Here is a 13,056-nt window from a genome sequence, read left to right as displayed (position 1 = left end):
AGTGGTCAGCTAAATTTAATGACGACAGTATTAAAACGTAATAAATGGCAAATATGGCGTGATGTTATATTTGCGCTATTTGCTCGTGAAATTCGAACTGGATTCAATGATAAATTAGGCTTAAGTTGGGCTATTTTTAATCCAGTTATTTTCATTTTCGTACTGTCATTCTTGCGCGGGCGCTTAGGAGGGGAAGAAACCCATACAATACCTACCTTTACGTTTATGGCCATTGGAATTTTGTTTATTCAAAGTTTCTTGCAAACTATGAACGGTTCGTCCCGAGCGATACTAAGAAATAAAGCATTATTTGCATTCAGGCAAGTTCAACCTATTAGCGCCGTGTTAGCGGGAGCGTTGTTCGAGTTATTGGTTAAGATTTTTGTTATTACAGGTATCGTAATAATCATGTACTTTATGGATATGGACCTAACGGTTTCAAATCCTTTATTGTTTCTAGCTTGTTTTTTTCAATTATGGCTTTTAGCTGTCTCATTGGGATTACTTTTTGGTGTCGCCGAAATGTTTATTCAAGAAATAAGCAAGGTAAAGGATTTGCTCACTCGCCCGTTATTTTTTATATCGGCAATATTTTTTTCCTTACAAGATTTTTCTCGTGAATACTGGCACTATTTAGATTGGAATCCTGTGCTGCATGCTATAGAGCTCGCTCGATATGCAGTTCATTCTACTTATGGAGATGAGGGGGTTAGCTTACAATATCTCAGCTGTAATGTATTAATATTCACTTTCGCGGCACTCGCTATTTATCATATTTCATGGAAACAGGCAATAAGTCGATGATACGGCTAGAAAACGTTACCAAATATTATCCTTCACGTTTAGGGAAACAGTATATTTTTAAAAACCTCACTTTTGATATTCCGTCTGGTCATAATATCGGTATTTTAGGCTCAAATGGCGCGGGTAAATCCACCCTATTTCGTTTACTAGCCGGAAGTGAATATCCTAACAGAGGCAAAATTATCACTGATCTAAGTCTGTCTTGGCCAGTAGCACTAACCACAGGTATACATCAACAGATGACAGGTCGCGAAAATACTCGGTTTATCGGTAAAGTAAATGGTGTCGCAGATTTAGATACTTACGTAAAGCGTGTAAGAGAATTCGCAGAATTAGGTGATAAGTTTGATTTGCCAGTGAGGAACTATTCAAGTGGTATGAAGCCACGCTTGGCATTCGCATGTTCAATAGCAATTGATTTCGATGTTTATCTAATTGATGAAGTAACATCTGTTGGCGATGCCAAATTTCGCAAAAAAGCAAAAGAGTCATTGTTGGAGCGCAGTGAAATAGCAAATGTGATAATGGTAAGCCATGAAATGGATGAAATCAGGCAGTTTTGTGACAGTGCAATTGTGCTGCATAAACGTGAATTAACTTTTTACAATGATCTCGAAGAAGGGATCAAACAATACCAGGCGTTATAATTATGACTCAACAGGCTCAACTGGAGTTAGAAGAGAGATTTAGGGTACTAAGAGCATCATTGTCAGCAGAGCAATGGTCAGACTGGCTGTTTTTATTAGCCAAAGTCGACGAGCTTGTAGAACTTGATATAGCCTTGGCATTTAGATTAATGCAAAGAGTGAAGAACCTTAAACCTACAGAGCAAAATCAAAAGCAACTCACCGAATTGAGAATGAGAGCGTTGAAAGAAACACCAGCACTAGCAACAACTTCTTCTCGCGAGTCGACAGGTACAAGATTTTTGAATAATGCGCAAACTCTCAAGGAACAAATAGTGGGGTTTTTTTTGCACCCTCAACTAGCTAAAGTCAGGCGCCCATTTACCGTATTTGTTCTTCTACCTTTTTTCATATTTGCCTGCTACGAAATTCTATTGGCTAGTCCGAGATACGAGAGTCAATCGCAATTAATAGTTAAAGAGCCTGATAGCATGACCACTCTTGATCCTACAATGGCGTTGATGTCTGGGATTGGCGTCAGTAGTGGTAGTTTAGATACTGAGTTAGTAAAGGCTTTCATTTATTCGAATGACATGCTTGTGTATCTAGATAAAATCATAGGGATTAAAGGTCACTATAGTAATGATGAGCATGACTTTTTTAGTCGGCTTGCCAAAGATGCAAGCAGAGAAAGCCTTTTTAGATATTACTCAAATACAGTAACCGTTGAGATTGATGATGAATCACAAGTTATCAGTATCTTTGTACAGGCATTTGAACCAGAGTTTGCGAAGTTAATAAGCACGAGTATTGTAGAGCGTGCGGAATGGTATATAAACGAAATAGGTAGAAATCTAGCCAAGAAGCAACTTGAATTTGTAAAACTAGAGCACCTGAAGGTCGAAGATAGACTTCAACAAGCCAAGAGCGCCTTGTTAGCTTTTCAGCGACGACATGACTTACTTGATCCAGAGGCTGAGGGGATAGCGTTACAAAAGATAACCTATCAGCTTGAAGGTGAAATTGCAGCTAAACGCACAGAACTGCGAGCTTTGAGAAGCAGCATGAGTGACAATGCGTCGCAAGTTATTCAAGCTCGTTCTCAGCTAGAAAGTATGCAGTTGCAACTCGAAAATGAGCGAGCTCGACTAACACAGCGTACACATGATGCTGATGTATTACCAGATGACGAAAAGGGGTTAAGTGTTAGTCAAATTGTAGCTAAATTTAGTGACTATAAGATCAATATGGAACTTGCATTACAAGCGTATACCTCATCTCAAATATCCTTGGAAAAATCGAGGATAGAAGCTTATAGACAGCTTAAATATTTAATCACAGTTGAGACGCCAACAATGCCTGAAGAAGCAAAATATCCTGAAGTGTTTTACAATATCGGCTTATTTTTAGCGGTGATCCTGATGATATTTGGCATAGGGCGCATATTGTTGGCGACAGTAGCTGAATTGAGATGAACCTAAGATAGAATTAAACACATCACTAACGAAAAAAGAAGACAATTATGGATAAAAATAAAGTAGCACTTATAACCGGAATTACAGGCCAAGACGCGGCATACTTAGCTGAATTATTGCTTAGTAAAGGTTACTCAGTTTATGGGACGTACCGCAGGACAAGTTCGGTCAACTTTTGGCGTATAGATGAATTAGGTTTGCAAGAGCATCCAAACTTGACGCTTGTTGAATATGATCTGACTGACCTATCGTCAAGTATTCGTTTACTTAGACAAACTAAAGCTACAGAAGTTTACAATCTAGCAGCTCAAAGCTTCGTAGGCGTTTCTTTTGACCAACCCTTGACTACAGCTGAAATTACAGGCCTAGGGCCTGTGAATTTGTTAGAGGCGATTCGTATAGTTGATTCCAGCATACGCTTCTATCAAGCATCAACGTCAGAAATGTTTGGCAAGGTTCAAGAAATTCCGCAGGTAGAGACCACCCCGTTTTACCCTCGTAGCCCTTATGGCGTAGCTAAGTTATACGCTCATTGGATGGTAATCAACTATCGCGAATCTTACAATATCTTTGCTACTAGCGGGATTCTGTTTAATCACGAGTCCCCACTGCGTGGTAGGGAGTTTGTTACTCGTAAGATCACTGATAGCGTCGCGAAGATTAAACTGGGACAACTTGAGGTTTTAGAATTGGGTAACATCGACGCCAAGCGAGACTGGGGATTTGCAAAGGATTATGTTGAAGGTATGTGGCGCATGTTGCAAGCAGATAAACCTGATACATATGTATTAGCTACAAATCGTACAGAAACGGTCCGCGATTTTGTGACAATGTCATTCAAAGCCGCCGGTATTAATATAGAATGGTCAGGTAAAGAAGAAAGTGAATTTGCAACAGATATTGCTTGTGGCAAAGTTGTAGTGAGAATTAATCCTAAATTCTATCGTCCTGCAGAAGTAGAACTACTTATTGGCAACCCAATTAAAGCTGAAAAGGACTTAGGATGGAAGCCGTCGACTAACTTGGAAGAGCTTTGTAATATGATGGTAGATGCTGATATTAGGAGAAATAAACTTGGATTCTCATTCTAAAATTACCGCTTTAATTACCGGTATAGACGGTTTTACAGGTGTATACCTCAAAGAGGCGCTTGAAAATATAGGGATATGTGTGGTTGGTACTACACACTCCCACAGCAATATTGAAAATAGCTATGTGATGGATATCACTGACTCTTTAGCTGTAAGTAAGGTAATAAATTTAGTTAAGCCTGATTACATTATCCACTTAGCCGCTATTTCTTTTGTCGCTCATGCAGATCCTACTGAGTTTTATCGTGTGAACGTTGTGGGCACCGAGTGCTTACTAAAAAGTATTGTAGAGTCAGGCCTTTCTTTAAGAAAAGTAATTATATCCAGTAGTGCTAATGTTTACGGAAATTCATCTGCAGAAAAGATATCCGAAAATATATCGCCAGAGCCTGTGAATCATTACGCTTGTAGTAAAATGGCGATGGAAAGAATAACGGCCAATTTTTTTGATAAACTGCCAATTATAATAACAAGACCTTTTAATTACACTGGGATTGGCCAAGCCGAACATTTTTTAGTGCCTAAAATAGTTGCGCACTTTAGGAATGGTGAGAGGAAAATTGAACTAGGTAATCTCGATGTTTGCAGGGATTTTTCTTCAGTCAAATTTGTAGTTGAAGCTTACGCCAGTTTGTTGAAGTCAGATGCGTCAAGTGAAATTGTTAATATTTGTAGTGGTCATAGCTATTCATTACAACAAGTAATTAACACTTTAGAGGAATTAGCTGGATATAAAATAGAAGTATTCGTGAATCCAGACTTTATTAGAGCTGACGAAGTTAAAAAGATCATGGGTGATAACAGTAAACTATTGTCTATTGTACCCGAGCTTCAGGTGACAAAGTTGAGCGAAATTTTGAAAGTAATGTATTTAAATGGATAGTAAAATGACAGACGGTAAAGATTATCAAGGTTTTTTGGATGCGGTAGAAGAGAATAGATTTGTAGGTTGGGCTCGAGAAATCAATACAAACTCAGCAGTTACAATCATTGTTTCAATTGGTGAACTTGTCATTAAGCAAGTGGTTGCAGATAATTTTAGGCGCGATCTGCTTGAGAGTGAAATTGGTGATGGGAAGCTAGGCTTTGACTTTTCTATAAGTAATGCAAGTTTGAAACTTGCTAAAGAATCTGATAAAGGAATATCTCTATATATAGAAAAACTTGATGGTATTTTAATTGCAGAAGTTAGGTTACATCAACATGTTTTAAGCAAAATTGCTCAACAATCCTACGCCGTCATGACTGAAGAATATATCTGTTCAATTGATGATGAATATTCAAAATTTGATAATCTTCGAGATATACCTAAACAGACATTTCAAGCTGGCATACTACCAAAAGCTACATCTTCACTGATGAACAAAATGTTCGTTAACTCGACAAGTACACCTGATTCGTCGGAATACTATACCTATCAGAAAAAGCCAACATTAAGCCCTTACTTAGAGTTTTGTCGTTTTAGATTTAGGGCTGACAAAATGTTTGATGTTGCCACAAATACAGTTGACATAGACAATTTTTATATGTGGTATGTAGAGTTCTATAACGGGGGGCAGCGAAGCCTTCTTAAACCTCCTTTTAGTAAAACAGATTTAGAATACTTAAATGAATTAATGATTTTCCCGGGATGTGCATATCAATTATCGAGGATTCATTTTTATTATATTTTGAAACATAACCCAGGTATTAATTTTAATTCTATCTTAAATAACTATGATCAGTATGCTTCAGAAGTTTTCGAATGGACATTAAAAATATCAGTAAAGCTTAACGTTGAAGATTGTTTAATCCCTAAGAGCTATATAGCCTTAATGACTTCGATTAAGACAAATTGGATGTCAAAGCCTATTCCGCTTACTATGATGTCAGAATTTTATTTCAATCGAGATGTTTCACTTCACTTTCTACATCTAGATAATGAGTTTGATAGAAAAATTTATTATAGTATATTGTTAATGCGAGCGGTGAATGAACCAGCGTTACTTTATGCTATCCCACAAAAAACGATATCTAATTACTTAACTCATAAAGATGGTGAAATTAATTTACTGCAGAAGCTAGTAATGGAAAACACGGGAAGTAATAGCGCTCATTATCCACCAGCAGTTAGTAATTTCTCAAAGGAAAGCTTCGATAAAAAACTTTTAGAAAAAGGTTTCAATTTAAATAATTTCCTATTCACCTCGATTGATACGCACGGTAATCGAGCGGAGGCTAATAAGTATATTGTTGATAATGAAAATCAGAATGAATTGTTCGATGTTCAATTGATTGGGCCTATCAATAAGGCTTCTGGTTTAGGACAAGCGACTAGGCTCAGTGCTGATATTCTTGCAAAAACTAATCTGAAGGTAAATTTAGTAGATTTTGCACTGGATAACCCTGCCAAAGAAGGATTTAATTCCACTCGATTACTAGGGAAGCTAGTCAAAGCTAAGGTAAATTTGATCCACCTAAACGCTGAGTCGTTGCCTACTTTAATAGCATTTTACCCTGATGTATTTTCAGACAGCTACAACATTGGCTATTTCTATTGGGAGCTTGATTCGCCTGCTGACTGTCATTCACTGGCTATGGAATTGATAGATGAAATATGGGTATCCACAGACTATGGAGTAGAGCAGTACCAACCTTTTTCTGATAAACCTGTTACTAACGTAGGCATGGCTTACGAGCCAAGTGAGACTATCAATAAGCAGAGTGCTAAGAGTTTCTTGTCTGAAAGATATTCAATTGAATCAAGTAGCACCGTTTTCTTAGTCACTTTCGATTCGTTTTCATTTCCCGAACGTAAAAATCCTATTGCCACTATAAAGGCATTTCAGCGAGCATTTCAATCGAACGAGAATGTTAGATTGATTTTAAAAACGCAGAATCGTGATTTTATAGTAGATAAAAAACAGATCGGTATTTGGGATCAAATTAACCACTTAACGTCAATTGATTCAAGAATCATTATTATTAATGAAACACTTAGTTATCCTGAGCTACTCAAGCTTAAAGCTGGTTGTGATTGTTATGTATCACTTCATCGTTCTGAGGGGTGGGGTTTTGGTATGATTGAAGCAATGGGATTAGGTGTCGCAGTTATCGCCACTAATTATTCAGGAAATTTAGAATTTTGTAATCAAGAAAATTCATGGTTGATCGATTATGAACTTAAATTTGCTGACACCGATGATTATGTATATGTAAAAGCTGGACAACGATGGGCCGAACCATCTATCAAAAGTGCTTCTAAGGCAATTCGAGAGGCTTATGATAATCCTAAACTTCGGTCAAATAAAGCTGTTGCTGGTAAAACAACAGCGACTAGTGATTTTAGCCTTACAACTATTTCTAAAAGATACTTAAGTAGATTAAATCAAGTTTTAAACTAACAACGTTAACATAACGGTAATTGGCTCTAATCTACGCGGAGTTTATGCAGAATTACCGATATAAATTGAGATTAATGATGATTAACGAAAATGATGTTAAAGAAGCATACAATTGGATTTTGGGTCGCCAACCAGAATCTAATGATGTTATTAAAATCTGGCTCGATAGAAATATAGATGCAATGGCACTCAGGATGATGTTATTACAGTCCCGTGAGTTTATAGACAGAAGAAGAGTTGAATCACAGAAGGTTGATAAAGTAGTAAGAAGAGTTTGTACAGATATCAAAACTATAAACGAGGAGCGACTAGTTTTTTTACATATCCCAAAGACTGGTGGCACCACTCTTCATGAGTTTTTATGTGGTTACTTTGATAAAGAGAAAATTTGTCCTGCAAGATATGACACGTTATGGGATTTTAAAGTTGGAGAGTTGGTCAATTATACTTTTTTTTCTGGTCATTATAGTCTACCTACTTGTGATTTAATTCCTGGTGTAAATAATAAAGTAATTACGTTTTTACGAGAACCGAAAGAGCGATTGATTTCCGCCTACTATTTTTGGCGCTCTCACGTAATTACTAATGAGTCACAGCAACTACCTATATTGTCAAATAGGTATTCTTTTTGTGATTTTTTAGAACTGGAAAATATACGAGATGGTGCTAATACGTTCAACCCTTATATTCAGTTACTTACCGGATGTGTACCTACAGGTGAATTTCGTAAATACGGCGATATCAGTGGATTAAATTCACATGACAAGGTTTTACTTGAAAAGGCAATAAATAAATTAGATTCACTTGAGTTCTTCGGTTTATTGGAAGAGTTTGATGAATCGGTAAAACGGTTATCAGAAAAATTAAATTTAAGCTTTGAAGGTCGAATAGAGAAAAAAATGGTACTGAAAGATCTTGTCAATCAAGGTTCAAGTGATTTTAAATCTGTAGTCAGGGAGAAACTGACAGAAAAGCATGATCTGCTTATTAAACGGAATACCTACTTAGATGAACTATTATTTAGATACGCTTTATCAAAGTTTAAAAATGAAGTTTGATAGTTATTTTGATGTAAATTTTAACATATTTTCCTGCAAACTTGGTCATGGTGTGTTACTTGTTAAAGGTACTAGAATAAAGAGTTCAATCGGGGGCTAATGTCAGGCTTCCCGAACTAGTATCGCTCTTCGATAGGCTTGGTGGCTTTGTTAATATCACTTGCTATTCTTTGGAGTCTAACATTATTAAATAATTTAGTTTGATTCCGAGTGTTAGGAAATGACAGCAATTAATTCGAATTATATAAATGTGAAGTCTATGCTTACAGATCATGAAATTAATATATGTTACCAAGCTGTATTAGGTAGACGGCCTGAAGACTCGCAACGTGTTGAAGCCTGTAAAGCCAAATTTCAAACAATTGAGGCTCTGAGGTCAATGCTTTTAAATTCAGAGGAGTTTGAGGAAATTAATAAAGCCCTCAAAGCGCCATTATTTGACCCTATCGCGCGGCGCAACTCAAGTGGTTCATCATGTTTGGTTTTTATGCATATCCCTAAATGTGCCGGCACCACACTTCATAATGCCCTGCTTGGGAATTTTTCTCGTTCACTAATTTGCGAGGAAAGACATAATGGTTTAGCAAATTTCTCGAGAAATACATTGTTAAAATATCATTTTTTTTCAGGACATTTCGACTATCAATCAATAATAGATCTACCCCATGAAAATAAAAATATAGTAACTATTTTGAGGGATCCTTATGATAGGCTAGTATCGTTATATAATTTTTTACGAAGTCATAAATTAGATTTTGCCGAAAAAAATCATATGGAGCTAGTCCATTTTTCACACAAATATAACATCTATGATTTTTTTAGTTTGCCTGAAATAAGAATGCATCACTCTATCCATAATGCTTATGTTCGAGCACTGACTACCAAATTACCGCTTGTTCGCTGGGAGTCCTATGACAGTGAAGTAATTAAATGTGTTCCCGACGAGAGAAAATTATTAGAGGATGACTCGTTCGCTCTAGCATTAAGTAGACTAGAAAAAATGAAAGTTATTACAATGTCTGGAAATTTTAGTAATAAACTTTCTACTTTATTATCTAATCTAAGTTTTCCCTCAATCGAAAAATTGGAAGTTAAACAGGTGTCGAGTGAAATAATGATGACTAATACAAACTTGAGAGAAATAGAGCAATCACGGTTGGATGAAAAACTAAGGGCGATCCTTAATCCTTTGATACAGATAGATCTTAATATTTATGAGCAAATTAACGCTAAGCCAATTATGCGGAGTTAAGTGACTTTTTCTTAGTATACCCAAATTCAGATAATAAGTGCACCACTCGCTAAATTAAGCTGCGCGGCGTAGCTCATTGAAGACAACTAAGGGTTGTCTGTACCCAAGACATTTTCTTGGCCTCAGGTTAAGTGCCCGTTGCGCGTCAGCGACCTGTTCGTTTGTAACGGTCCTTAAATCCGTGCCTTTTTTAATGTATTGGCTTAGCAAGCCGTTAAAATTCTCGTTCAATCCTCGCTCCCAAGATGAGTACGGGTGAGCGAATGTAATCGTCTTTCCAAAACAACTTAGTTATGTGTTAATTCGTATTAAATAGTAATTACAGCGAAATTAATTAGACCCATTAAAAATGGATTGAATCAAACATGAACAAAAAAACTTCTCTTTACGAATTTGGGCAAAACTTTCTTGGCCCCATTTGCAGTGAATATTTTTTCAACATCCGCTCCTACTGTTCGCAAAATAACATCGATTATCTAGGCTTTTTAGCCCGTGAAGGGTACTTATTTCAACGAATCTACGAGCGACTTGTAATCAAGTCTCTGATGGCTAAGTTAAACTCAAGTTATATCTACGCATCTCGTTCCTTTTTGTTTCGGCTTGGCATGGACGATTCATTTTCATTGGATTATTCGTTGTCTCATAGCTTTTCTGGTTCGCTTAAAGCTTTATTAATCAGGCGCTATGGCTTGACCGAACGAGAAGCCGAAAAGCTCTTTAATGAAGAAGCATTAGAGCGTAAATGGGGGCTACCTGACCAGAAGAATGATGTGAAAGCCTTGTTGCTTGGTGCATCGAATAATTTGGGCAGAGTAACACGCGAACCTCTTGAGCTTTATAAAGAATACCTGCAGTCAACGGGTTTGACCAAGGCCAAAAAGCCGCTTTTATTGGATGTGGGTTACTCGGGAACTATCCAAAAATTATTGACGAGTATTGTCGAAATAGATACTCAAGGGATGTATTTCATCGCGACTAAATCCGGAACTCAATCGATACGCAATAATACGGCGAGCATGAGTGGGGCTTTCAAATCGGGTGTTAAGATGGGGGAGGGGTACCTTATGTTAGACCGTTCTTTATTTCTCGAAGGCTTACTAACGGCTCCTCAAGGCCAATTCATCGATATACACAAGAGTAAAGTGGATGGTTCGTTCAAATTCACCTTCGCGAGAAAAGCCTATGCGCAGAATAATTTTCAAGAACTCTCGGCTATTTTTGAAGGGGCAATAGATTTTGTTGAATTTGCTTTTGAAAACAATATTCGTTATTCAACTGGCGAAATAGAAATGTTATTTACGCAATACGCGACTAAACGCAATATGTTGCCGAGTGCGACTTGGCCGATGTTTGATGTTGATGATGCTATTTCAGGTAATCCCAATGTTAACCCAGTAACTTTTTTTGGACTGTAGTAAGCAATGCTAGACAAGATAAAACGTAAAATTAGAAAGGCTCAATACAATTTCGAACTCCAAACGAAACGGCGCGTTAGTAAAGCGTTTAAACGGGCGACCAGAGAGGGGTTATTTAATCTTGAATGGTATGAGACGCATTACGGCAATTTCTCCCATCCTCTTAGAGCGTTTGAAGATTATTTGCACAAATCTAAATTTGCTAATGTAAACCCCTCAGCTTTATTTGATACTGAAACTTATCTCAGAGCAAACGTTGATATCTACCATGCAGGAATAAGCCCTTTGGTTCATTTTATGAACCACGGTCGCAACGAAGGGCGTATATCATCCCCTGCATTATCCCGTTGGAACCCGGTAGATGAGTTGATACCGGAGGAATCAGGTACTTGGCGTCAGCAAAAAGTCGCAATATGTTTGCATATATTCTATGCAGATTTTATAGAAAAATTTGCTGAATGCCTAAAGACATTCCCAATCAATATTGATGTTTTTGTTGCCGCTTCAACAGATGAGATCGCTCATAAGGCAAATGAGCATTTTTCTCAATTGGGCACAGTGAATAAATTGAAGGTAGTTGTAACCCCAAATAGAGGTCGAAATTTTGGTCCTATGCTTGTGGAGTTTGGCAAAGAGTTACTTGAGTATGATTTGATGTGCCATTTGCATTCTAAAAAGTCATTATATTCAGGTCGCGAACAAACACAGTGGTTTGACTATCTGAATCAGTATTTATTGAAAGACAAGCACACTGTTAAATCTATATTACGCTTATTTGCTAAAAACCCAGATTTTGGCATCTATTATCCGACCTCATTTTGGATGATGCCATCATGGGTAAATCACTGGACGTGCAACAAAGCTTTTGCCAGTGATTTTGTTGAACGTTGGGGCATCGATATATCGCAAGATTTTGTAAATTATCCTGTAGGTGGGATGTTTTGGGCTAGGCCTGATGCGCTAGCGCCTCTATTATCTCAATCTTTCACATACGATGACTTTCCTAAAGAGCCGTTGCCTAATGATGGCTCATGGTTACATGCGCTAGAGCGTTCGATAGGCTTGTTAAGTGAAAAGCAAGGATACAAGCAGTTCTTTTATTATCCTCCTGCTGGGCGTTTTACGTTAGATAAATCCCAGATATTCGCACAATATCATAAGCATCCCGAACAACTCTTAAATGAACTTAGCCATTTCGAGATAGTGTCATTTGATATTTTCGACACCATGCTACGTAGAGCTTTTACCGAGCCTGATTATGCCAAGTTGAAACTTGGAAAAATTCTTGCTGATAAAGGAGTATTTGACAGCCCTTATGCATTTATAGCCGCTCGCAACAGCGCGGAGTTGTTGCTCAGAGAGGCAAAATCATTTAAAGGTGATGTCTGCATTACCGAAGTATACGACGCATTAGCAGAAGACCTCAGTTGGAATGAAAATGATAAGTGCCAGTATCTAGACTTAGAATTTGAGTTAGATTTAGACATGATTAAGCCGAAAGATGAAATGGTCAATGTTGTTAATCGATTAAGCGATTCGGGCCGTGATATTTGGTTTATCACTGATATTTATTATACACATGCACAGGTAGAGCGAATGTTGCGAAAAATAGGTCTTAACATTCCTTTTAAACTTCTTGTTTCGAGCGATTTGGGAATGCGCAAAGACGCAGGTACGATGTGGCAATATGTTAAAGATAACGTCGCTGCATCAGGGAAATCACATATACATGTTGGTGACAGTGTACGTTCTGACGCGCAAATATGTGGTGATTTCGGTTTATCCAATATGCATATTCTTCATCCGAAAGACAAGTGGCAGGCAGCAGGCTATCCTGTTGTATTGACTAACACTCTGAATGAAAAAGAAATTTTAAAGTGGGGTGGATTGGTATCAAACTGCGGGCGCTATCCATTTTTTGGTGAATAGTTTTCACAATACTGACGATTAAT

Annotated in this window: 10 protein-coding genes and 1 pseudogene; 10 read left to right on the top strand and 1 reads right to left on the bottom strand. The window is 37.4% G+C overall.

Annotation, left to right across the window (positions count from 1 at the left end):
• Positions 1-18 precede the first annotated feature (18 nt).
• The 8 genes from AC0L6N_RS14355 to AC0L6N_RS14320 all read left to right on the top strand — a co-directional run bounded on the left by AC0L6N_RS14355 (position 19) and on the right by AC0L6N_RS14320 (position 9,689).
• On the top strand, positions 19-804 hold the full coding sequence (locus AC0L6N_RS14355; protein WP_473475397.1) for an ABC transporter permease: 786 nt from the start codon (positions 19-21) through the stop codon (positions 802-804).
• A complete protein-coding gene (locus AC0L6N_RS14350; RefSeq protein WP_473481343.1) occupies positions 801-1,451 on the top strand; it encodes an ABC transporter ATP-binding protein in 651 nt (216 codons plus the stop codon). Before AC0L6N_RS14355 ends, AC0L6N_RS14350 begins: the two co-directional genes overlap by 4 nt.
• A gap of 2 nt (positions 1,452-1,453) precedes the next feature.
• Positions 1,454-2,905, top strand: a complete 1,452-nt coding sequence (locus AC0L6N_RS14345; RefSeq protein ID WP_473475396.1) for a KpsE/RkpR family capsule polysaccharide export protein — start codon at positions 1,454-1,456, stop codon at positions 2,903-2,905.
• Between the two features lie 47 nt (positions 2,906-2,952).
• The gene (gmd, locus tag AC0L6N_RS14340; RefSeq protein WP_473475394.1) at positions 2,953-3,996 is read left to right on the top strand and encodes a GDP-mannose 4,6-dehydratase; all 1,044 of its coding nucleotides are present in this window, start codon (positions 2,953-2,955) and stop codon (positions 3,994-3,996) included.
• Positions 3,980-4,879: a GDP-mannose 4,6-dehydratase gene (locus AC0L6N_RS14335; protein ID WP_473475392.1), complete on the top strand. Its 900-nt coding sequence runs from the start codon at positions 3,980-3,982 to the stop codon at positions 4,877-4,879. The genes gmd and AC0L6N_RS14335 overlap by 17 nt, the downstream gene beginning before the upstream one ends.
• 4 nt (positions 4,880-4,883) lie before the next feature.
• A complete protein-coding gene (locus tag AC0L6N_RS14330) occupies positions 4,884-7,379 on the top strand; it encodes a glycosyltransferase (protein ID WP_473475391.1) in 2,496 nt (831 codons plus the stop codon).
• Positions 7,380-7,453: 74 nt separating this feature from the next.
• Positions 7,454-8,437: a sulfotransferase family 2 domain-containing protein gene (locus tag AC0L6N_RS14325; protein WP_473475390.1), complete on the top strand. Its 984-nt coding sequence runs from the start codon at positions 7,454-7,456 to the stop codon at positions 8,435-8,437.
• A 259-nt stretch (positions 8,438-8,696) separates the two neighbouring features.
• A complete protein-coding gene (locus AC0L6N_RS14320; protein WP_473475388.1) occupies positions 8,697-9,689 on the top strand; it encodes a sulfotransferase family 2 domain-containing protein in 993 nt (330 codons plus the stop codon).
• 54 nt (positions 9,690-9,743) lie between these two features.
• On the opposite strand, the pseudogene AC0L6N_RS14315 reads toward AC0L6N_RS14320, so the two are convergent.
• Positions 9,744-9,953, bottom strand: a pseudogene (locus tag AC0L6N_RS14315) (transposase); the annotation flags it as partial.
• Positions 9,954-10,054: 101 nt separating this feature from the next.
• Between AC0L6N_RS14315 and AC0L6N_RS14310 the strand changes: the two are divergent.
• On the top strand, positions 10,055-11,104 hold the full coding sequence (locus AC0L6N_RS14310) for an HAD family hydrolase (RefSeq protein ID WP_473475386.1): 1,050 nt from the start codon (positions 10,055-10,057) through the stop codon (positions 11,102-11,104).
• Positions 11,105-11,110: 6 nt separating this feature from the next.
• Positions 11,111-13,033, top strand: coding sequence for a rhamnan synthesis F family protein (locus AC0L6N_RS14305; protein WP_473475384.1), 1,923 nt, complete (start codon positions 11,111-11,113; stop codon positions 13,031-13,033).
• The last annotated feature ends 23 nt before the right edge of the window (positions 13,034-13,056 follow it).

The organism is Paraglaciecola sp. G1-13, assembly GCF_055809255.1.
Note: the sequence above shows the minus strand (reverse complement) of the source record. Positions and strands in the feature narration are given on the sequence as shown.

Coding starts and splice junctions, on each gene's coding strand:
- AC0L6N_RS14355 (WP_473475397.1), top strand. CDS start 19: ATGACGACAGTATTAAAACGTAATAAATGGCAAATATGGCGTGATGTT.
- AC0L6N_RS14350 (WP_473481343.1), top strand. CDS start 801: ATGATACGGCTAGAAAACGTTACCAAATATTATCCTTCACGTTTAGGG.
- AC0L6N_RS14345 (WP_473475396.1), top strand. CDS start 1,454: ATGACTCAACAGGCTCAACTGGAGTTAGAAGAGAGATTTAGGGTACTA.
- gmd (WP_473475394.1), top strand. CDS start 2,953: ATGGATAAAAATAAAGTAGCACTTATAACCGGAATTACAGGCCAAGAC.
- AC0L6N_RS14330 (WP_473475391.1), top strand. CDS start 4,884: ATGACAGACGGTAAAGATTATCAAGGTTTTTTGGATGCGGTAGAAGAG.
- AC0L6N_RS14325 (WP_473475390.1), top strand. CDS start 7,454: ATGATGATTAACGAAAATGATGTTAAAGAAGCATACAATTGGATTTTG.
- AC0L6N_RS14320 (WP_473475388.1), top strand. CDS start 8,697: ATGCTTACAGATCATGAAATTAATATATGTTACCAAGCTGTATTAGGT.
- AC0L6N_RS14310 (WP_473475386.1), top strand. CDS start 10,055: ATGAACAAAAAAACTTCTCTTTACGAATTTGGGCAAAACTTTCTTGGC.
- AC0L6N_RS14305 (WP_473475384.1), top strand. CDS start 11,111: ATGCTAGACAAGATAAAACGTAAAATTAGAAAGGCTCAATACAATTTC.